The sequence below is a fragment of the Rhizobacter sp. P5_C2 genome (genome assembly GCF_054049715.1).
This window is the reverse complement of the sequence record NZ_JBFULV010000083.1, coordinates 1-19,203: the sequence shown is the minus strand read 5'-3', so window position 1 is coordinate 19,203 and position 19,203 is coordinate 1. Positions and strand designations below refer to the sequence as shown.

The 19,203-nt window shown below is 68.1% G+C and carries 20 protein-coding genes; 8 read left to right on the top strand and 12 right to left on the bottom strand.

All coding sequences use genetic code 11. From position 1 onward, the window contains the following. Window positions 1–299 precede the first annotated feature (299 nt). From ACXJLU_RS24905 to ACXJLU_RS24890, 4 genes are all read right to left on the bottom strand, one after another. A complete protein-coding gene (locus tag ACXJLU_RS24905; RefSeq protein WP_457335607.1) occupies window positions 300–869 on the bottom strand; it encodes a hypothetical protein in 570 nt (189 codons plus the stop codon). 303 nt (window positions 870–1,172) lie between these two features. After that, complete coding sequence (locus ACXJLU_RS24900; protein ID WP_457335605.1) at window positions 1,173–2,576, bottom strand: hypothetical protein; 1,404 nt, start codon at window positions 2,574–2,576, stop codon at window positions 1,173–1,175. A gap of 1,082 nt (window positions 2,577–3,658) precedes the next feature. Continuing rightward, complete coding sequence (locus ACXJLU_RS24895; protein WP_457335603.1) at window positions 3,659–4,822, bottom strand: OmpA family protein; 1,164 nt, start codon at window positions 4,820–4,822, stop codon at window positions 3,659–3,661. Window positions 4,823–4,869: 47 nt separating this feature from the next. Next, window positions 4,870–6,432, bottom strand: coding sequence for an ice-binding family protein (locus tag ACXJLU_RS24890; protein WP_457335601.1), 1,563 nt, complete (start codon window positions 6,430–6,432; stop codon window positions 4,870–4,872). A gap of 346 nt (window positions 6,433–6,778) precedes the next feature. On the opposite strand from ACXJLU_RS24890, the gene wrbA reads away from it, so the two are divergent. From wrbA to ACXJLU_RS24870, 4 genes are all read left to right on the top strand, one after another. After that, complete coding sequence (wrbA, locus tag ACXJLU_RS24885) at window positions 6,779–7,378, top strand: NAD(P)H:quinone oxidoreductase (RefSeq protein ID WP_073465153.1); 600 nt, start codon at window positions 6,779–6,781, stop codon at window positions 7,376–7,378. 241 nt (window positions 7,379–7,619) lie between these two features. Beyond that, a complete protein-coding gene (locus ACXJLU_RS24880; protein WP_457335599.1) occupies window positions 7,620–7,934 on the top strand; it encodes a c-type cytochrome in 315 nt (104 codons plus the stop codon). A 16-nt stretch (window positions 7,935–7,950) separates the two neighbouring features. After that, the gene (locus ACXJLU_RS24875) at window positions 7,951–8,424 is read left to right on the top strand and encodes a (2Fe-2S)-binding protein (RefSeq protein ID WP_457335598.1); all 474 of its coding nucleotides are present in this window, start codon (window positions 7,951–7,953) and stop codon (window positions 8,422–8,424) included. Between the two features lies 1 nt (window position 8,425). Further along, on the top strand, window positions 8,426–10,606 hold the full coding sequence (locus ACXJLU_RS24870) for a xanthine dehydrogenase family protein molybdopterin-binding subunit (protein WP_457335596.1): 2,181 nt from the start codon (window positions 8,426–8,428) through the stop codon (window positions 10,604–10,606). Between the two features lie 16 nt (window positions 10,607–10,622). On the opposite strand, the gene ACXJLU_RS24865 is transcribed toward ACXJLU_RS24870, so the two are convergent. After that, a complete protein-coding gene (locus ACXJLU_RS24865; protein WP_457335594.1) occupies window positions 10,623–11,558 on the bottom strand; it encodes a LysR family transcriptional regulator in 936 nt (311 codons plus the stop codon). Between the two features lie 141 nt (window positions 11,559–11,699). Here ACXJLU_RS24865 and ACXJLU_RS24860 point away from each other — a divergent pair, with 141 nt between their 5' ends. After that, on the top strand, window positions 11,700–12,161 hold the full coding sequence (locus ACXJLU_RS24860; protein WP_457335592.1) for a VOC family protein: 462 nt from the start codon (window positions 11,700–11,702) through the stop codon (window positions 12,159–12,161). 130 nt (window positions 12,162–12,291) lie between these two features. Beyond that, on the top strand, window positions 12,292–12,732 hold the full coding sequence (locus ACXJLU_RS24855) for a hypothetical protein (protein ID WP_457335590.1): 441 nt from the start codon (window positions 12,292–12,294) through the stop codon (window positions 12,730–12,732). 67 nt (window positions 12,733–12,799) lie between these two features. On the opposite strand, the gene ACXJLU_RS24850 is transcribed toward ACXJLU_RS24855, so the two are convergent. Continuing rightward, complete coding sequence (locus tag ACXJLU_RS24850; protein ID WP_457335588.1) at window positions 12,800–13,351, bottom strand: hypothetical protein; 552 nt, start codon at window positions 13,349–13,351, stop codon at window positions 12,800–12,802. A 59-nt stretch (window positions 13,352–13,410) separates the two neighbouring features. Continuing rightward, window positions 13,411–14,268 (bottom strand): YfaZ family protein, encoded by an 858-nt coding sequence (locus ACXJLU_RS24845; RefSeq protein WP_457335586.1) that lies wholly within the window; start codon window positions 14,266–14,268, stop codon window positions 13,411–13,413. Between the two features lie 176 nt (window positions 14,269–14,444). Here ACXJLU_RS24845 and ACXJLU_RS24840 point away from each other — a divergent pair, with 176 nt between their 5' ends. Continuing rightward, window positions 14,445–14,750, top strand: a complete 306-nt coding sequence (locus ACXJLU_RS24840) for a hypothetical protein (RefSeq protein ID WP_457335584.1) — start codon at window positions 14,445–14,447, stop codon at window positions 14,748–14,750. A 15-nt stretch (window positions 14,751–14,765) separates the two neighbouring features. Here the strand turns inward: ACXJLU_RS24840 and ACXJLU_RS24835 are convergent, their stop codons facing one another. Genes ACXJLU_RS24835 through ACXJLU_RS24815 form a run of 5 tightly spaced genes read right to left on the bottom strand, consistent with a single transcriptional unit; the run spans window position 14,766 to window position 18,747 of the window. Then, on the bottom strand, window positions 14,766–16,034 hold the full coding sequence (locus tag ACXJLU_RS24835; RefSeq protein ID WP_457335582.1) for a c-type cytochrome: 1,269 nt from the start codon (window positions 16,032–16,034) through the stop codon (window positions 14,766–14,768). After that, window positions 16,031–16,762 (bottom strand): c-type cytochrome, encoded by a 732-nt coding sequence (locus tag ACXJLU_RS24830; protein WP_457335580.1) that lies wholly within the window; start codon window positions 16,760–16,762, stop codon window positions 16,031–16,033. The genes ACXJLU_RS24835 and ACXJLU_RS24830 overlap by 4 nt, the downstream gene beginning before the upstream one ends. A 57-nt stretch (window positions 16,763–16,819) precedes the next feature. After that, a complete protein-coding gene (locus ACXJLU_RS24825) occupies window positions 16,820–17,464 on the bottom strand; it encodes an FMN-binding negative transcriptional regulator (RefSeq protein WP_457335578.1) in 645 nt (214 codons plus the stop codon). A gap of 18 nt (window positions 17,465–17,482) precedes the next feature. Beyond that, window positions 17,483–17,962: an OsmC family protein gene (locus tag ACXJLU_RS24820; RefSeq protein ID WP_457335576.1), complete on the bottom strand. Its 480-nt coding sequence runs from the start codon at window positions 17,960–17,962 to the stop codon at window positions 17,483–17,485. Beyond that, window positions 17,959–18,747 carry an isocitrate lyase/PEP mutase family protein gene (locus ACXJLU_RS24815; protein WP_457335574.1) on the bottom strand — a complete coding sequence of 263 codons (789 nt, stop codon included), beginning with the start codon at window positions 18,745–18,747 and terminating at the stop codon, window positions 17,959–17,961. Before ACXJLU_RS24815 ends, ACXJLU_RS24820 begins: the two co-directional genes overlap by 4 nt. A gap of 76 nt (window positions 18,748–18,823) precedes the next feature. Between ACXJLU_RS24815 and ACXJLU_RS24810 the strand changes: the two genes are divergently transcribed. After that, the coding region (locus ACXJLU_RS24810; RefSeq protein ID WP_457335572.1) for a GntR family transcriptional regulator at window positions 18,824–19,203 on the top strand (380 nt) is incomplete at its 3' end.

Here is a 19,203-nt window from a genome sequence, read left to right as displayed (position 1 = left end):
ATCGTGTCCACCAAGCATTAAGCGGACACGAGCGTCCTATGCCACTCCTTGCAAATCAACATGACTTCGCTGGACGCTTACAGAGCAGCGCGAAAGCGGCGACCTTCGACATGATTCGCATCGCTGCGGCGGGTAACGGTCGCGGGGCCTGCGCAGTACACGGCGGAACGCTACCCGATCTCCGGCACCTGAACGCCAAGACGCCTCAGACGCTATCAGGGCCACGGTGAAAGGGTGGCAGCAAGCACCGACCTACTGACGTTTGATGAACTGCCGACGCCAACAAGAACCTGTCCAGGTCAACGGAAGGCATCGTCGCTTCGGCCTAGATAGTCGGCCTTCATGAACCGACGGATATCGTCTGGCTGCAACCACATCTTAGCCATGCCCTCCACCGGATGCATCCAGCGAAAGAGCCACCCTCTCCAGCCCTTTCCCTGATGCGTTTCAAACCTTCGCCGGGCCCTGTCCTCGTCAACAACCTCATGGGTTACACGGCAGAGAACATTGAGTTGCGGGTCCGCGTGCTTCAGCATTGGCGCGGTGACGATGTTGATGCCCGGTGGAGGATTGGCTGACATCTTCGCAACCAAGTTCACCGCCTCTGCGCTGTTCCTCTTGGCGTCGGGAGTGACGCCTTGGAGACCGAGTCTGCGAGCCTCTTGCGCTAGAAGGATTAGTAGAACCGGCCCATACCCATCGGAAACCATGTTCTTGCACTCGAGGTACGTCGCGTGGCGCACATAGCGAACGCCTCCAACAAACGTTGGGTCGGTAGGAATGCGGTTGTCCAACAAGTAGATATAAAAGCCCTGAGAGTCGTCGCCGAAGCCAAGGCACAAGTGGTTGATATCAAGACGAAGGGGCATGAATCGATTTCCAAGATGGTGCGGTCACTCGTATAGCGCCTGTCTGCAGGCCAAGCCGACGGTACCGCCCACCGCGGCGCCGCAGGCAACGCACTTGCCCATGGCAAAACAGTCGCTGGCATCCCCGGTTCCCGTTGACCTCGTTCGAGCGCGTCCGCATGCGCAGAAGATTGCAGGCTTCATCGCACGTTCGGCGCTCGCAAAGCTCGCTGACTCATTGTTCTGTGCCTCTCGGGTCGATGCCTTCACGCATGTACGTGGCGTGCCGGGAAGCCGGCAATTGATCAGCATTTCCGCAAGGGCTCAAACGCTTGGCGGGCAATCCGGAAGAAGTGCTGGGATAGCCGCCACGAAGTCTTCGTAAATGTCGTCTCCTCGATATGCGTCGAGGCACATCAGGTACGTCTCCAGAGCAATGGAAGTCAGATGGTCCACCTGCTCTCGCGATACCGGGAGATCCTGAAGCAAGGCCGCCCGGCCACCATGCCCAAGTTGCGATCGGCACTCCTCGTAGATTCGTTTAACAAGTGTATCGAGCGTTGTGCCGTCAACTACGACCTTGTCGTCGGGCGCCCGCGTAAACAACGCGCAAAGCAGTTTGGTGATACCTCTTGCTTTCAGACCTTTCGCCAGTACATCGAGTGTCATTCCATATCGAACAATCGCCATGAAATCGGTCGTATCGCGTCGAGCCTCACCGAACCAGAAGAGCGCGTCGCACCACCGCTGGAGCAGTGGCGGTTCCTTCTTAGAAAGTTGCCGTGGAGAAGTAATTTCTATAAGAGCCTTCCCGACTGCGTCTCGATACGGCTGCGACCGAGCTACCTGACTTCTTGCCTGCCCGGGCACACCTGCCAGCCTCGGTAGGTCCAAACTGACCGCAATGTTGAGATCCCGGCCGTCGGCCTGCGATAGAGAAAACGTCCGCGTTGCACGGAGTTCATCGCCCGGGCCTCGAAGATTTCGCGCGTCTCGAAGAGTCATCTGAACGCCAAGTCCGTCTAGCGCGAGGCGGACAGCCGTGGCGGCTCTCTCTCTTGATCTGTCGGGCGCGGCGCCTAGAATCGCCACGGTTGCAACCCAATTGCACTCGCCGATGGCATCCAGAACCTCGGTTGCTCTTTTGGGCATAGAGGCCCTCCTCGCTTCGTACCCGGCCGCGCTAGGGTCGGGATTGCGAAGGAGGTCACGCAGCGACCCTGCCCAAGGAGTCTTGCCGTTCGCACGCGCCTCTAGGTCGTCGAGCCATGCATTCGGGGGCCAAAGCTTCACAGGGCCGAGGCTGAACTCACCGATGGAGACATCGTCAAAGATGCGGCACGGGAACGAATGGACGACGTTTTGAGATAGCGATGCAAGCCGCGCATCCAAATGCTGCCGCAGGTGCAGTGCGGCTGTCTTCAGGTCACTCAGAGGCGCGGCTGCAATCATCTCGCCAAATGCCATGAGAGCCCAAGTCGACGCCGATGTTTCGGTGAGATTCGGTTTCGCGCTCGGTGACGTGGAGCGCCAGGCGAGGCCAAACTGATGGATCGCGTCCAGGCCCTCAGCCGTCGTGAGCACGAAAGCCCCGTCCTTGAGAGGCACGTTTGGCGGTATTGGTCCGCATTGTTTCAAGAAGGCTTGCCTTGTTTTTGCATCGAAAGCTTGCACCTCAGCAACGCCGGCAAGCGCAGCCTCCAAGAGTTTCTGGGATCGATCGGTCATCGTGTCGGGCAAATCTTGATCGCGACAACGCACGATTGCGCGTCTGGATGCTAGGGCTGTCGAGTCTGCCAGAGGCAAGTTTCGTGGGGGCGATCCGTTGCCGGTTTTGGCGGGCATCAACTGCCTGATAAGGGTCTTCTGTCAATCCTATTCCGATCGCTGCTCCACTTGGGGCGGGGAACCTTCGCCTTTATTGGCCAACGCACTCGCCCACGCCAACACGGACACTGGCATCCAAGCTCCCCCGCTGTAGTCGGCGCAACACCATCCGCACGATAGCGTTCGGGCGCCGGCGGGCGTTTGCGCCGTGTTCGATTGCAGTGCCAATACGCTGCGACAAGCGGTCCGTCGCCTCCGCCCTCACTGCGAGCAAACAGGTGCTCAGCCGTGCAACGCAATGATGCGGGGCCCGGCGCACCATCGAGCCACATCTGGAGGCCGCAGTAGTAGCAGGCTCCGCTTTGGCGGTTGAACGCGAGTTTTCGGGAGCGATGAAGTTGGATTCCATCTGAAGCGGAAACTGCTCTCCGCGCAGCCCTTGCGGCTAGGGGCGTGATTGACGAAGTCACGTCGCGCTCCGGAAGATATCCGAAATGCCAGCGTCCGCGCCGGCGCGCGACTGGTCGCACGCAGGAAGAACCGCTGGTAGTCGTTGGGTCGCGGTCAGGTACACCTCACTTGTGGCCTATCTCTTCGTTCACGGGAACGGTGCTCCAGAACATCCACCCAGGATAGCGAACGGCGGCCACTCCCAGTGCCGCAAGCGCCACCAATGCACCCACGACGAGGGCCCACCGCGTGCGACGCTTCATCGCGCGGTCGCCCGTCCGCCGATGCAACCCGTGACCGGTTCAGTCGAGGGAGCGGACACGAAGATGCAGCTATGGCCGCTGTGGATAACTTCCCGCCCCCTCCACCCCTTGAAGATGTAAACAATGACCAAGAATTCAGATCTTGTTTACGTTGGGGGAGATTCACTCGAAATGAAGAGGTTGCTCATACGAGGGGAGAAGTGCGTTGTTGACATCACCTAGGTGGCTTCTGCCGTTCTGACGGGCGGTCGTCGCGGCAGGGCGTGATGCTCAACGCGTTCCAGTGACCTCGACCTCGACGCGTCGATCCGCCTGGAGGCAGGCGATCAGCTTGGCCGTCGGCTTGGCGCCCTTGCAGTCGCCGGCTTTCGTGACGGGGGTCGATTCACCCATGCCCGTCGCCGAGACCTTGGCCGAGTCGAGCCCTCCGGGGCCGACGAGGTAGGCCTTCACCGATTCCGCACGACGCGCCGACAGCTTCTCGTTGTAGGCGCTCGTTCCGAGTCGATCGGTGTGGCCTTCCACCGTGATCACGTCGTACCTGGTGCCGGCCAGTTCCTTCGAGAACTGGTCGAGGGCCTGGCGGCCTTCGGGCTTCACGTCCGCCCGGTCGAAGGCGAACAGCGAATCTGCAGAGAAGCGCACCCGTCGCCGCTCCGCAGGCAAGGGAACGGGCGCAACCGGGGCCGCAGCGACGACAACCGGCGGCGCGGGCGCTGGTGCCGCTTCGACAGGAGGGGCCGGTGCTGCCAACGCGCGCGGTGCCTCGCGGGGAGTCCGGCCGAACGGAATGACGAGGCTCACCGAGAGCAGGTCCACGTCACCGTGGTTGCCCACAGCGTCGTTGATGCGGTAGCGCTCGGCTTCGGCACGCACCAGCAACGCCGGGCTGAACTCGTACTGCAAGCCGGCCCCGAACTTGTAGTTCGCGGCGCGCTTGCTCGGGTTCTGGTTCAGAACGGCGACGGCGCCCCCCCCGCTGAACGTGTCGCGCGCGCTGACGTATTGCGCTCCGACTCGACCGATGGCGGAGAGGCCGCCGACCAGCGGCAAGGTGCCCACGAGATCCAGGTTCAGCCCCTGCAGCTTGATCTGTCCGTTCAAGGTGCCTGCCGGCGTGGTCGTCGACGAGAAGCCGAACTTGCCGAGGTTGAAATACCCGCCTTCGATCGCGACGTTGCGATTGAGCTGGTAGCCACCGAACACCTTGTAGCCCGTGCCGCGTTCGTCGCGCGTCATCGAGGTCATGGTCAAGCCTGCGTTCGCGAGGCCGGCGCCGATGCGCTCCTCGTCGATCTTCGCCCGCGACTGGCCCAGCGAGGCACCGCCATAGAAGTAGCCGCCCTCCTGCGCACGGGCCGGCACGCCGGCGAGGGTCATCAGCGAGCCGAGCCCGGCCAGGCCGATCAGGTGCAGGGCATGGGTCTTGTTCATCTTGGTGTTCCTGGACTGGCCACGGAGTCGGGTTGTCGTGAGGGCGCTCATGGGGCGACGATCGTGGTGTTGACCAGGGTCACCGACGCGGTGAGCCCGATCGCTCGCCCGGTGAGGGTCGTCTGGATGGTCTGGCCGGCGGTCGAGACCGTGACGCCGGCGGGCGCGATGATCGTGCCCACCATCGTGCTGCCGTCCTCGATGCGTGCCGCGCTGCCCACCTGCCAGTAGACGTTGGCGGCCTGGGCACCATTGATCAGCAGCACACGGCGCGGTGTCGCTGCCAGGCCCACGGTCAGCGCGGAGGCGCTCTGGAACACCCACACGGCGTTGGTGTCGCCTTGCGCGTCCAGGGTCAGGTCTGCGGTCGTGACGGCGAAGGTTCCGCCTGCGGCGGTGTAGACGGCCGCGGGCAGCACCAGCCCACCCAACTGGCCCGCAGCGGGGTCGCTGCCAGGGGGCAGGGCCGCAAGGGCGTTGTACGCGGCCTGGGCGTCTGCCAGGGCCTGCGTCGCGATCGCCATCGTCGACGACGTGCCCGGCGCAGGCGGGGCGCAGTTGATGCTGCCGTTCACCGAGCCGATGTTCAACGGCGTCTGCGTGTAGACGTTGCCCGCGTCATGGAGGCCGGTCACCAGCGTGCACGCCGCGGTGGTTCCGAGGTTGCCACCGATGACCGTGTTGATGCCCTGGTTCGTGACCCCGGCACCCCCACCGAACGCACCGAACGATGCCGCGGAGCGCAGGTTGATGCCGGCGACGCAAGCCTGCGTTCCGGTGGTGAAGTTCCACACACCGTCACTGGCAAGCGCATTGCCGGCCAGGTCCTTGACGCCCTGGGTTCCGGATTTCACCGTGACGACGAACGACTTGCCGGGCGCAAAGCCGGCCGCATTCGACGGCGCGAAGCTGGCCACCCTGTTCGACGCGTCGTAGGTCACGATGCCCGGGACCGCTGCGCCGTTGTCGGTCACGACAAAGGTCGTCGTGTCGATCGTCGCGGGATCCATCGGTTCACTGAACGTGGCGCTGGCGGACTTGGTCAGGCACACGCCGGTGCTTGCATCGGGCGGACTGAGGGTCGTCAGGGTGGGCGCCGCGAGATCGCCGGCGCCGCCGGTCGCGAAGTTCCAGGTGTGACTGCCCGCGGCTGGCAGTACCGCGGTGTTGCCCGCCAGGGCGTTGCCGGCCAGGTCGGTGGCCGCTGTCATGACGGTCGCCGTGAATTGCGCGTTGGCGGCGAGCAGGCCGCCCGTGGGCGTGAAGGTGGCCGTCTTCGCCGAGGCCGAGTAGCTCACGGTTCCGGTGACTGCCGAGCCGGCCGTCGTGTTCGTCACGAGGAAGCTGGTGCCCGAGACGGTCGCAGGCGCCATGGCTTCGCTGAAGGTGGCCGTGATCTTCGCGTTGGTCGGCGCGCCGGCGGCGCCCGGCGCAGGCGTGGTGAGGACCACCGTCGGGCGGGTGCTGTCCGTCAGCGGGACGACGGCGACGCTCGGAGTCCCGAGGATCGGATCGGTTGAGCCGCTGCCGCCGCAGCCGGCGACGAAAGCCGGCAGCAGGGCGAAGGCCAACGCTGTCCGCGAAGTGATGAGGCGGAAAAGCTGATTCATGAGGGTGTCCCTGCGGGATGGCCGCGTTGAGGGTCTTGCATCGAAGAATGCTTGTGGCACGGACGAGTGCTGCCGCCGGTGGGGCAACACACTCACGACCCAAGGGCACGCGGTCTGCTTGTCGAGCGTGAACGCGAGACTGCCGTTCACCTGGCCTCGATGCTGCGCTTCATGTTCCTGAATCGACCCAGGACACGGGGCCGTCCATCAGGGCGGAAGCACGCGTGGTGTTGTAGGACGGCGTGCCCCGGCTGTTCAACCGTTTTGAAGCCTGCGTTCGCCCCCGTGCAATCCGCGCCGGCGGCACGCGCCCAGAATGCGCTCAGCCCATCAACCAGGAGCAAGCATGGCCAAGGTTCTCGTCCTCTACTACAGCAGCTACGGTCACATCGAGACGATGGCCCAGGCCGTCGCCGAAGGTGCGCGCGGCACCGGTGCCACCGTCGACATCAAGCGCGTGCCGGAAATCGTGCCCGAAGCCGTTGCGAAGGCCTCGCACTTCAAGCTCGACCAGGCCGCGCCGATCGCGACGGTCGAAGAACTGCCGACCTACGACGCGATCATCCTCGGCGTGCCGACCCGCTTCGGCAACATGGCCGCGCAGATGAAGAACTTCCTCGACCAGACCGGCCCGCTGTGGTTCACCGGCGCGCTGGTCGGCAAGGTCGGCTCGGTGTTCGCCAGCACGGCGACGCAGCACGGCGGCCAGGAGAGCACCATCCTCAGCACGCACACCGTGCTGCTGCACCAGGGCATGGTGATCGTCGGCCTGCCGTACGCATGGCAAGGCCAGATGAAGCTCGACGAGGTGACCGGTGGCAGCCCGTACGGCGCGACGACGATCGCCGGCAGCGACGGTTCGCGCCAGCCGTCGGCCAACGAGCTGGAAGGCGCCCGCTTCCAGGGCCGCCACGTCGCCGAGATCGCGGCCAAGCTGGCCCGCTGATCGCACGCGTTCCCCGGCCGGCCACCCTCGGCCGGCCGAATGGCCTCGGCGCCCTGCCGAGGCTTTTGTCAGCGCGTCCACCGACGGTTGCCGCGGCGTTACCCGCCGCACCGCGCGCTGACTATCGACATCCGGTTCACACGCCATCGCGCGCACAGCGCTACCCGACGAGGAGACGCGTCCCTAGACTGCGCTCCGATCGGCACCAGCCATGCATTCACCTCCTCGCGAAAGGTCCCCGATGTTTTCCCTCGTCCGCGTTGCCGCCCTGGCCGCATTCGGCGTTGCACTCGCCGCACCGTCGTTCGCCAGCGAAGCCCTGGCCCGCAAGTACGCCTGCACCGCCTGCCACCAGATCGACAGGAAGCTGGTCGGCCCGTCGTTCAAGGACATCGCTGCGAAGTACGCCGATGGCAGCGTCGATGCGAAGCAGTTGGCCGCCCGCATCAAGGCCGGCGGCTCGGGCAAGTGGGGCGCGATCCCGATGCCGGCGCAGGCCCAGGTGCAACCAGCCGACCTGGACGCGCTTGCCGCCTGGATCCTCGCGACGAAATGAAGCCCAAGGACCTGCGATGAAAACCACGCTCGACATCAATGGCACGCCGCGCCCCGTGGAGATCGACCCCGACACGCCGCTGCTGTGGGTCATCCGCGACGTGCTCGGCATGACCGGCACCAAGTTCGGCTGCGGCATGGCCTTGTGCGGCGCCTGCACCGTGCACCTCGACGGGCAGCCGATCCGCTCGTGCGTGACGCCGGTCGAATCGATCGGCCGCCGCCGCATCACGACGATCGAGGCCATCGGGCAGACCGCCGTGGGCCGCCAGGTGCAGAAGGTCTGGACGATCAAGGAAGTGCCGCAGTGCGGCTACTGCCAGTCCGGCCAGATCATGGCCGCCACCGCACTGCTGCGCGACAACCCGGCGCCCACCGATGCCGACATCGATGCCGCGATGTCGGGCAACGTCTGCCGCTGCGGCACCTACGTGCGAATCCGCGAGGCGATCAAGCAGGCCGCCCGCGAACTCGCCGCACCGAAAGCCTGACATGCACGATTCGAAATCCGTCGCGGCTGATGGCGCCGCGCTGTCGCGCCGTTCCTTCCTCGCGTCCGCCTCGGCGGCCGGTGGTGCGCTGGTGCTCTCGTTCCACCTGCCCGACGCGAATGCGGCGGCCGCAAAGCGCGCGGCGCCCGCGGTGTTCGCGCCCAACGCCTATGTGCGCATCGGTGCCGACGACAGCGTGACGATCGTCGTCGCGCTGGTCGAGATGGGGCAGGGCACGTTCACCTCGGTGCCGATGCTGATCGCCGAGGAGCTCGAGGTCGATCTCGCCGAGGTCAAACTGGAACAGGCGCCGCCGGACGAGAAGCGCTACGGCCATCCGCTGTACGGGATCCAGGTGACCGGCGGGTCGGGCTCGATGCCTGGCGCCTGGAAGGTGCTGCGCCAGACCGGCGCCACCGCGAAGGCCATGCTGCGCAGCGCGGCCGCGCAGACCTGGCAGGTGGGCGAAGGCGAGTGTGTTGCAGCGAACGGCGCGATCCGGCACGTGCCCACGGGCCGCCAGCTGCGCTACGGCGTGCTGGCCGCCAAGGCGGCCACGCTGCCGGTGCCGAAGGACGCGCCGCTGAAATCGCCGGCCGACTTCCGCCTCGTCGGCCGCCCGGTGCACCGCCTGGACACGCCGTCGAAGGTCAACGGCACCGCGCTGTTCGGCATCGACGCGCAGGTGAAGGGCATGAAGTTCGCGGCGGTGGCCAACTGCCCGGTGATCGGCGGCCGCTTCCGATCGATGGACGATCGCAAGGCAAGGGCAGTGAACGGTGTGCGTGCGGTCGTCAGCTCAGAGACCGCGGTGGCCGTCATCGCCGACCACCAGGGCGCGGCGAAGAAGGGGCTGGCCGCACTGGACGTGCAGTGGGATGAAGGCCCGTCGGCCGACTTCTCGAGCAAGCTGTGGGGCGAGCAACTGGCGCAGGCGCTGAAAGGCACCGGCCTGGTCACCACGCGCGAGGGCGATGTCGACAAGGCGCTTGCCGGTGGCGCGCAACGCCTGAGTGCCGTCTACGAAGTGCCGCCGCTCGCGCACGCCGCGATGGAGCCGCTCAACTGCACGATCCACGTGACCCCCGGCCGCTGCGAGATCTGGGCCGGCACGCAGGCGCCCGTCCGCGCGCAGGCGATGGTCGCGCAAGCGCTGGGCCTGAAGCCCGAGCAGGTGACGGTGCACAACTTCCTGCTGGGCGGCGGCTTCGGCCGCAAGCTCGACGTCGACTACATCGTGACCGCGGCGCAACTGGCGAGGAACGTGCGCTACCCGGTGAAGCTCGTCTTCAGCCGCGAAGAAGACATCCAGCACGATGCCTACAAGCCGTACTTCCGCGACGAGATGGCGGCTGCGCTGAACGAACGCGGCGAGCTGGTGGCCTTCAGCCACCGCACCGCCGGCTCGTCGGTGATCGGCCGCTATGCGCCGCAGTGGGTCGCCAACGGGCTCGACGCCGACGCGGTCGACATGGCGGGCTCCTCGTACGACATCCCGAACAAGTACGTCGAGTACGTGCGCCATGAGCCGCCGAAGGGCTTGCTGACCGGCAACTGGCGCGGCGTCGGGCCGACGCACCATGTGTTCGTCGTCGAATCGTTCATCGACGAGCTGGCCGTGCTGGCCAAGGTGGATCCGGTGCGCTTTCGCGAGCGCATGCTGGCGAAGAACCCGAATGCGCTCGCCGCGTTGCGGCTGGCCGCGGCCCAGGCCGGCTGGGGGGAACCCCTGGCGGCGGGTCGAGGCCGCGGCGTCTGCGTGGCCGAGGCCTTCGGCGGGCATGCCGTGCTGGTCACCGACGTCAGCGTCGCGAAGGACGGCAGCGTCAAGGTCGACCGCATGGTCTGCGCGGTGAACTGCGGCCTGCCGGTCAACCCGGACGGCGTGGAGGCGCAGGTCCAGGGCGGCCTGCTGTTCGGCCTCACCGCGGTGCTGTACGGCAGCATCACCTTCGAGCGCGGCCGCGTGCTGCAGAGCAACTTCCACGACTACCCGCCGCTGCGCATCAGCGAGGTGCCGCAGGTGCAGGTGCACATCGTGCCGAGCGAGCAGCCGCCGGTGGGCGTCGGCGAGATCGGCACGGCGGTTGTCGCGGCCTCGGTGCTCAATGCGGTGTACGCCGCCACCGGCAAGCGGCTGCGCACGTTCCCGATCGACACGGCGCAGCTGAAGGCGGCGTGAGGCGGGCAAGCAAGCGTCAAGGGGCGCTCCAGTCCACCGCCTGCATGAACTGGATCAGCGCCCGCAGCTTGCCCGGCATCTGCCCGCGGTTCGGGTAGTAGAGGTAGAAGGCCTCGGCGGGGCGCGTGAACTTCTCGAGCACCGGCACCACCTGGCCGGCCTGCAGTGCGGGCCGCGCGAACTGCTCGAAGGCCAACGCGAGCCCGTGGCCCTGGGCCGCGGCGTCCAGCGTGCAGCGCATCTCGCTGAACACCAGGCGGCCCTGCACCTCGATCGTCGCGGTCTTGCTGGCGCTGCCGAAGCGCCACGCGAAGAACTGGCTGCGGTTGCCGATGCGCTGGCGGATGCAGTCGTGCTGCAACAGGTCTTCCGGCTTCGCCGGCTTGCCGCGCGCCTTCAGGTAGGCCGGCGACCCGACGACCAGCAGCCGCTGCAACGGCCCGATCGGCACGCCGATCATGTCCTTCTGCAGCGCGTGCCCCAGGCGGATGCCGGCGTCGAACCCGCCCGTGATGATGTCGCTCAGCCCGTTGTCGACGGTCATCTCCAGCGTGATCTCGGGGAAGCGCTTCATGAACGGCTCCAGGTGCGGCTCGATCAGCGACGCGTAGGCCACGTACGAGGTGTTGATGCGCAGCAGCCCGTGCGGGCCGCTCGTCACGTCGCCCACCTCCTGCACCGAGCGGCGGATCTGCTCGAGCGCCGGTGCCAGCGTGCCCAGCAGTTGCGCGCCCGCTTCGGTCAGACCCACGCTGCGCGTCGTGCGGTTGAACAGGCGGATGCCGAGCGAGGCCTCCAGCTGCTTCACGGTGCGCGAGATCGCGGTCGGCGTCACGTCCATCTCGGCGGCCGCGCGCGTGAAGTTCATGTGCCGGGCCACGCTCTCGAACGCGATCAGGCCGGGCAGGCTGATCGGCGGCTTGCTGTCTCTCGCAACCGGCTCCAGGTTCATCGGGATCCTCCGTGGATGGCGCGCGATTATGAAGTGGGGGTTCAGAGTGCACCCCGGTGGCGTCGATTCTCTTTCGCGAGACTCAAACCTACGCTTCGGTCATCGCAGTTTTCATCACCCCGGATCAACGAGGACCCCACCATGCCCACCGTCAACATCCCCGCCACCCGCCCGGCCAGCCCGTTCGCCTCGATGAAGGGGCACCACGTCGCTGTGCGCGTGCCCGACTTCGAGGTGGCCGTCCGCTGGTACACCGAGAAGCTCGACTTCCGCGTCGTGCACCAGTGGCCGTATGCCGACCAGCGGCTCGCCTACCTGGCCCCGGCGACCGACAACGACTTCTTCGTCGAGATCCTCGGCGACGGCCAGCCGCGGCCGATCCCCAAGCCCGTCTACAGCGACCTCGGCGACAGCCTGCGCCTGGCCGGCTTTCACCACTTCTGCCTCAACGTCGCCGACATGGAGAGCAGCGTCGCGGAGCTGCGCCGCCGCGAGGTCCACATCGTCACCGAGCCGTTCGAGCTGCCGGTCATCGGCCGCCGGCTGGCCTTCATCGCCGACCCCTTCGGCAACCTGATCGAGCTCGCGCAAGTCGTCTCGTGAGCCGGAGAACGCGGTGACCCGAACCCTTGTACCGCCCAGTTCCGGGTAGCGGCCACGGTAGACTCCCCGCGCAGCACAACGAGCCGCGCGTGTCGACGCACGGCCAGCCCTGTTCCCCGGAGGAAGCCCGATGCGCGCGATGAAATGGTTGCTGGTGCCCCTGGTCCTGGTGGGGCTGGTGGTGCTGTATTTCTTCGGCGTGATGAACTGGAGCTACTCCGACGGCGAGCGCGCCGGCTGGGTGCAGCAGCTGTCCCGCAAGGGCTGGGTCTGCAAGACCTGGGAGGGCGAGCTGGCCCTGGTGTCGCTGCCCGGCAGCACGCCCGAGAAGTTCCGCTTCACGATCTGGGACGAGGCCACCGCCGACAAGGTCAACCTGGTGATGGGCAAGCGCGTCGCGCTGCACTACGAGCAGAAGGTCGGGCTGCCGGGCAGCTGCTTCGGCGACACCCGCTACTACGTCACCGGCGTGCGCGTGCAGGACGAGATCTCGCTCGCACCCGGCGTGATCGTGCCGGTGCCGGCCCAGCCTGCGGCATCGGCCCCCGCAGCGGCAGCCTCAAAGCCCTGACGACGCGGGCGCTCGTCGTTCTCGCACTCGACACGCGGGTCGGGCGGCCTGCCTCGCCGTGGTCGCGTCACTCGATCACGTCATACAGCCGCCCGATGAACGACACCTGGTACAGCAGGTTGCCCACCGCGAACACACCATGGAACATCGGGTGGCGGATGACCGCGGCGGCCCCGCACAGCAGCACGTAGACAGCCGCCCGCACGGGGTACTCCAGCCCGAGCTTCGGCAGCAACGCACTGCCCTTGATCCAGGTGTCGCCCAGGTCGACCACGAAGCTCAGCGCCAGCAGCGCGAAGAACCAGCGGCGGCGCGACAGGAAGTAGTCGCGCCAGCCGTCGTATTCATCGAGGTCGTTCGGGAACAGCACCGCGCACAGCAGGTAGTTCAGCCCGGCGTAGAACAGCACGAAGGCGTAGATCTCGAAGCGCCACACCGCCAGCTGCGCGAGCCGGAACTCCCACCACCAGAAGTGCACCAGCAGCAGCAGCGTCGATGCCGCCCACAGCAGGTGCACCCAGTACGCCTTCTGCCGGCCCGGGTGCTGCACGAACACCGCCAGGCCCGACAGCAGGCGCGCGATGCTCAGGCTCACCACCATGCTGAGCACGATCCGCACGTGCAGGAAGACGGCGGGATCGGGAGCGGCCGAAGCCGCGGTCGTCTCCACAGGGCTGGCTAGAACCCGGCGTCGATGAAGACCTGCGGTCCCTGGAAGGTGTAGCGCACCTCGCCGCGCGGGTCGCGGCGCGTCTCGTTGAGCTTGTACTGGTCGTAGCGGTAGCCCACGCCGAGCGCGAAGTTGCCGGTGAAGCGGTACTGCAGGTTGGCCTGGAAGTTCAGCAGCCGGCCCTTGTGGCCCTTGTAGTCGATCGCGAACGCATCGGCGCGGCCCGAGGCCAGCCAGCTCGGCGCGAACGCATAGGTGCCGTAGACGCCGATGGTCGGCAGCGGCACGGTGTGCGCGGCCTCCTCGCGGCGGACCGCCACGGTGCTGCCGTCGACCTGGCCCAGCCCCTCGACGACGAACTTGAAGCGCGTCACGTGCAGCCCGGCGACCGCGCCGGCCTCGGCCTCGTCGGTCTTGTAGAACGAGTAGCCGACACTCGCGCGTGCCACCTTCGAGTCGAACTCGCTGTCGACCGAGGCCGACACCGGGAAGGTGGTGTCGTCGACGACGATCTCGGCATCGAGCAGCGTCTTGTCGGCACTGCGCTTCAGCGAGAAGTACTCGAACTCGGCGCGCCAGCGGTCGCCGAAGCGCGCGCCGACCAGCAGCGTGCCCAGCGTCTTGTGCTCGGCCAGGCCCAGTTCGTCCTCGAGGTGCAGGTCGGTGCCGGCGGTGGCACCATTCGAGCGGTCGACCTGGATGTGCGAGCTGATGCTCGGGCGGAACGCACCGATCTGCACCCACAGTTTCTGGTTCAGGTAGTCGGTCGCGTCGGCGGCTTGCGCGCCGGTGGCGGCGAGCAGCGACGACAGCAACAACGGCGGCCCGAAGGCGACGGCGATCGGACGGCAACGGCGGCAAGTCATGTGGTGGCTCCCCCTTTGATTCGTGAAATCGTTCGCGGTCTGCAGCCTATCCGCGGCCGCCAGACGCGTCAATCGCGCGGGTGAAGGCGGGGACTGGTGTGGGATTCGCCACGTATTGCGCGGACCGCCGCGGCACCGGCCTGCGGACAATGGCGGCTTCTTCCAGAGAGCCTCCCATGCCGCAGTCGACCGGTCCGTCCCCCTCCTCCGTTGCCACGTCGCGCGATTCGCTGATGTCGATGGGGGCCGGCGCGCTGATCGGCGTCATCGTGATGCGCATGGCCGAGCAGCGTGCCGACAGCGGGCTGAGCCTCGCGATGGCGGTGCTGTTCGTCGTGGCGGGCGGCGCGTCGGTGGTGCTCGCGATGCTGAGCCGGCCGCACCGGCTGCCGCCGGCGCAGCGCCGCGGCGAGGTCAAGGGCTGGCTGCTGGCGCTCGGGCTGGGCCTGCTGGCCGCGGTTCAGGTCAGCGCGCTGATCTGACGCGCCGACACCAGGTCACCGGCCACTGCGCAGCCGCGCGACATCGAGCGGCGACACTTCCGTTCCTGCATTCCCCCATGAGCCGCGCACGTGGCTCAGCACGCTGGCCAGCTCGGCATCGCTGAGCACGGTCGCGAACGGCGGCATGCCGTAGGGCCGCGGGTTCGCCGGCGTCGACGGCGCGAAGCCGCCTTCCAGCACGATGTGCACCAGGTTCGCCGCCGACGCCATCGTCACCGCGCGGTTGCCGGCCAGCGGCGGGTAGGCCGGCGGCGCGCCTTCGCCCTGCTTGCCGTGGCAACCGACGCAGTGCTGCTCGTAGAGCTTGCCGCCTTGCTCCATCGCCGCGGCCGAGATCGGCATGGGCTTCGGCGGATCCTTCACGTCGTGCGGCGGCAGCGCCTTCAGGTAGGTCGCCATCGAGAGCAGGTCGTCGGCGCTCAGGTGCTGCAGGCTGCCGGTCACCACCTCGACCATCGGCCCGGTGACGCTGCCGCCGCGCGACGCGTCGGCCACACCGTCGTGCAGCAGCGCGACGATCTTCGGCAACTCCCAGTCGGCCACGCCGGCCTCGCGCGCATCGTTGAGCGACGGCGCATACCAGTTCTGGATCGGGATCAGCCCGCCGCCGAGCGCGATGCCCGAGCTCGCGCCGAGCGCGTTGCGGCTCGAATGGCAGGCATTGCAATGGCCCAGCCCCTCGACCAGGTAGGCGCCGCGGCTCCAGGCCGCCGGGCGCGTGTCGTCATGCGCCACCGCGCCGGGCCGGAAGAACGCGGCGCGCCACACCGCGAGCGCCGCCTGCGTGTCGTACGGAAAGCTCAGCGTGTGCGGCCGGTTCGGCGTGTCGGCGGCCGGCAGGCTGCGCAGGTAGGCGAACAGCGCATCCGAATCCTCGCGCGTGATGCGGGTCAGCTCGGTGTACGGGAACACCGGGTACAGCAGCCGGCCGTCCGCCGAGCGGCCGTTGTGCATCGCGCGCCAGAACAGCGCCGAGGTCCAGCCGCCCAGGCCGTGCTGCGGGTGCGGCGTCAGGTTGGGCGCGAAGACGGTGCCGAACGGCGTCGCGATGCCGCGGCCACCGGCATACGGCACGCCGCCGCGCTCGGTGTGGCAGCCGGCGCAGTTGCCGGCGCGGGCCAGGTACTCGCCGCGTGCGACCTGCTGCGCGGTGAAGGGCGCGGCATCGGCGAGCAGTGGCGGCTCGTCGCGGAAGTTCAGCGCCAGCACCAGCGCGACACCGGCCACGATCAACAGCGCGATCGCGATCAGCACGCGCTTCATGGCGACACCTTCGTCACGGCCGTGGTCACATGGATCGTCACGTCGGGCACGCCGCCGCAGGCAATCGGCAACGCTGCCGGCAGCGTCGTCGCCGGGTGTGCCGGCTCGGGCACCGGTTGCACCGCCAGCCACTGCGCGATCGCGCTGACCTCGTCGGCCGTCAGCGCCTGCGCCACCTGGGCCATGCAGTCGGGGGCGAGCGCACGCCGCGTGCCGGTGCGCCAGGCGCCGAGCTGCGCCACCAGGTAGTCGCGCGGCAAGCCCAGCAGCCCCGGGATCGCCGGCGCGACGCCGGTCAGCGCGCTGCCGTGGCACTGCGCGCAGGCCGGCAGCTTGCGGGCGGGGTCGCCGTCACGCGTCAGGGCTTCGCCGCGCCGCGCAACCTCGGCCGGCAGCGCGGGCCCCGGTGCCGGCGGCGAGTAGGGCAGGTCGAGCGACGAGAAGTACGCGGCGATCTCGCGCAGGTAGGCATCGCTCAGCGGATCGAGCAGGCCGGTCATCAGCGCGTACTGGCGGCGGCCGTCGCGAAAACCCTGCAGCTGGTGGTAGAGGTAGTCGGCCGGCTTGCCGGCGATGCGCGGGTGGTAGCCGTCGCGTGCGGCGCGGCCCTCCTTGCCGTGGCAGCCGGTGCAGGCCTGCAGGCGCTGCGCGATCGTGTCGGGCACCGGGGGCGCGGCACGGGCACCGAAGACGGTGCCCAGCAGGATCAGGACGAGAAGGAATTTCATCGTGCGGTGCGCGTGGCAGACGAGGCGACGGCGCAGCGCGAGTATCCCCCCGTGTCTTCAGCCGCCGGGCTGCACCAGCTTGGACATATTGACCGACGCACCGGCCGATGCCGCGCCCTGTTCGCGCAGCCCCGCCGCGACGCCCTCGCGGTCGGCGCTCGAGCGGTTCTGGCTCACCTTCCACTTGCCGACCAGTGCGTCCAGCGGGATCTCGATGCCGACGATCGCGCGCAGCATGCCGTCGATGAAATCGGCCGGCGCATCGGCCACCGCCCACGGCCGCGGCAGCGCGGCCTCGTGCTGCTGCGTCAGCCGCGTCACCAGCGACAGCAGCCACGGCGCGTCCTCGTGCACCTGCAGCCTGCCGCGCGCCTGCACCATCACGTAGTTCCAGGTCGGCACCACCTTGCCGTGCTCGGCCTTGGTCGCGTACCAGCCCGGCGACACGTAGGCCTGCGGCCCCTGGAACACCACCAGCGAATCGACATCGCGGCGCGCCGCCTGCCACACCGGGTTGGCGCGCGCGACGTGGGCGCGCAGCACCGCGCGGCCGGCCTCGTCGTGCTCCAGCAGGAAGGGCACCGGATTCGCCGACAGGATGGCGTCGGCATCCTGGGTGATCAGCAGCCCGAGCGGATGGCTGCGCACCAGCTCGTGCAGCACTTCGGGCCGGGTCTCTTCGAAATGACGGGGCATGTACATCGCGGCTCCTGGGATTCTTCAGTCGACTGCCACCGGCTCGCAGCGCACTTCGGATTTCACCGAGTTCGCGATGAAGCAGTTGGCATGCGCATCGTGGTGCAGCCGCGCCTGTTCGGCGGCATCGGGCTGGCGCTCGCCGCCGTAGCGCACCGCAGGGTGCAGCGTGACGACGGTGACCGCGATCTGCCCCTGCGCGTTCGGCTCCATGATGCCGACCGCCGCATCGCGGTAGTCGTCGACCACCCAGCCGGCCTTCGCGGCCAGGCCGAGGAACCACAGCATGTGGCAGCTGGCGAGGGCCGCGACGAAGGCTTCTTCCGGATCGACCGCGCTCGGGTCCGACATCGGCACGCGCACCGAATGCGGCGACGACGAGCCGGGCACCGTCGCGCCGCCGTCGAAATGCCAGTCGTGGCGGCGGCTGTAGCGGTTGTCGGTGAAGGGCTGGTCGTGGCGCGTCCAGTGCACCTCGGCGTGGTAGTCGTGCGGCGTGCTCACAGGCGCTCCAGGTACGTGAAGGTGCCGCGTTCGCGCACCTCGGTCGCGGCATCGAGCAGCCCGCGCATCGCGGCGCGGTACAGCGAGGTCGCGAGGCTGATGCGGCGCACGCCGGCTTCTTCGAGCTCGGCGACGCTGAACGACTTGCCCTTGATGCCAACCATGAAGTTCAGCGGCTTCGTCAGCGCGCTGCACACGGTGCGCACCGCGGCCAGGTCGGGCAGGCCGGGCGCGAACAGCACGTCGGCGCCGGCGCGCTCGAAGGCCTGCAGGCGGCGGATCGTGTCGTCGAGGTCGGGCTTGCCGCGTAGGAAGTTCTCGGAGCGCGCCGTCAGCACGAAGCCGCCCGGCACGGCACGCGCCGCTTCGACCGCGGCGGCGATGCGCTCGGTCGCGTGGCCGAGGTCGTACAGCGGCTTCGCCTCGTCGCCGCTCGCGTCCTCGATCGAGCCGCCGGCCAGGCCGATCGCGCCGGCGCGGCGGATCGTTTCGGCCGCGTCCTGCGGCGTCGCGCCGAAGCCGTTCTCGAGGTCGGCCGACACCGGCACGTCGACCGCCTGCACGATGGCCTGGGCATGCGCGATGGCCTCGTCGCGCGTCAGCTGGCCGTCGCGCCGGCCGGCCACTGCGGCCGCCGCGCCGCTCGAGGTGGCGAGCGACGTGAAGCCCAGGCCGGCCAGCGCGCGCGCCGAGCCGGCATCGAAGGCGTTGGCGATCACGAAGGCGCGCGGGCCGCGGTGCAGGGCGATGAATCGCTCGATCTTGTCGCTGGTCTTGTCGCTCATGGAGAGGCTCCCGTTCGGTTCCGGATTGGTTCTGCATCGTAGACACTTGCGGGATCCAATGAGGAACCAATCGCCCATGCCTGGAGGAACCAATTCATCTGCCGCGACGCTGCGCCAGCAGGTCTACCTGCAGTTGCGCGGCGCGATCGAGCAGGGCACCTTCGCGCCCGGCGCGCGGCTGCCGCCGTCGCGCGAACACGCGCTGGCCCTCGGCGTCGGGCGCAACACGGTGCTGTGGGCACTGGAGCGGCTGCGCGCCGAAGGCTACGTGGTGGCGCGGGTCGGCGACGGCAGCTACGTGGCGCCCGGCCTCGCGGCGCTGCGCGGCGGCCGGCGCAAGCTCGCGGCCATCGCGCCGGCGGGGGCGCTGTCGAAGCGCGGCCAGGCCATCGCCGACATCGCGCTGCGCTGGCAGCCGCCGACGCAGGCGCCGGTCGCGTTCCGCATCGGTGCGCC

Bases quoted from the DNA above. Each gene is read 5' to 3' on its own strand.
- ACXJLU_RS24905 (WP_457335607.1), bottom strand. From the start codon at position 869: ATGCCCCTTCGTCTTGATATCAACCACTTGTGCCTTGGCTTCGGCGAC.
- ACXJLU_RS24900 (WP_457335605.1), bottom strand. From the start codon at position 2,576: ATGACCGATCGATCCCAGAAACTCTTGGAGGCTGCGCTTGCCGGCGTT.
- ACXJLU_RS24895 (WP_457335603.1), bottom strand. From the start codon at position 4,822: ATGAACAAGACCCATGCCCTGCACCTGATCGGCCTGGCCGGGCTCGGC.
- ACXJLU_RS24890 (WP_457335601.1), bottom strand. From the start codon at position 6,432: ATGAATCAGCTTTTCCGCCTCATCACTTCGCGGACAGCGTTGGCCTTC.
- wrbA (WP_073465153.1), top strand. From the start codon at position 6,779: ATGGCCAAGGTTCTCGTCCTCTACTACAGCAGCTACGGTCACATCGAG.
- ACXJLU_RS24880 (WP_457335599.1), top strand. From the start codon at position 7,620: ATGTTTTCCCTCGTCCGCGTTGCCGCCCTGGCCGCATTCGGCGTTGCA.
- ACXJLU_RS24875 (WP_457335598.1), top strand. From the start codon at position 7,951: ATGAAAACCACGCTCGACATCAATGGCACGCCGCGCCCCGTGGAGATC.
- ACXJLU_RS24870 (WP_457335596.1), top strand. From the start codon at position 8,426: ATGCACGATTCGAAATCCGTCGCGGCTGATGGCGCCGCGCTGTCGCGC.
- ACXJLU_RS24865 (WP_457335594.1), bottom strand. From the start codon at position 11,558: ATGAACCTGGAGCCGGTTGCGAGAGACAGCAAGCCGCCGATCAGCCTG.
- ACXJLU_RS24860 (WP_457335592.1), top strand. From the start codon at position 11,700: ATGCCCACCGTCAACATCCCCGCCACCCGCCCGGCCAGCCCGTTCGCC.
- ACXJLU_RS24855 (WP_457335590.1), top strand. From the start codon at position 12,292: ATGCGCGCGATGAAATGGTTGCTGGTGCCCCTGGTCCTGGTGGGGCTG.
- ACXJLU_RS24845 (WP_457335586.1), bottom strand. From the start codon at position 14,268: ATGACTTGCCGCCGTTGCCGTCCGATCGCCGTCGCCTTCGGGCCGCCG.
- ACXJLU_RS24840 (WP_457335584.1), top strand. From the start codon at position 14,445: ATGCCGCAGTCGACCGGTCCGTCCCCCTCCTCCGTTGCCACGTCGCGC.
- ACXJLU_RS24835 (WP_457335582.1), bottom strand. From the start codon at position 16,034: ATGAAGCGCGTGCTGATCGCGATCGCGCTGTTGATCGTGGCCGGTGTC.
- ACXJLU_RS24830 (WP_457335580.1), bottom strand. From the start codon at position 16,762: ATGAAATTCCTTCTCGTCCTGATCCTGCTGGGCACCGTCTTCGGTGCC.
- ACXJLU_RS24825 (WP_457335578.1), bottom strand. From the start codon at position 17,464: ATGTACATGCCCCGTCATTTCGAAGAGACCCGGCCCGAAGTGCTGCAC.
- ACXJLU_RS24815 (WP_457335574.1), bottom strand. From the start codon at position 18,747: ATGAGCGACAAGACCAGCGACAAGATCGAGCGATTCATCGCCCTGCAC.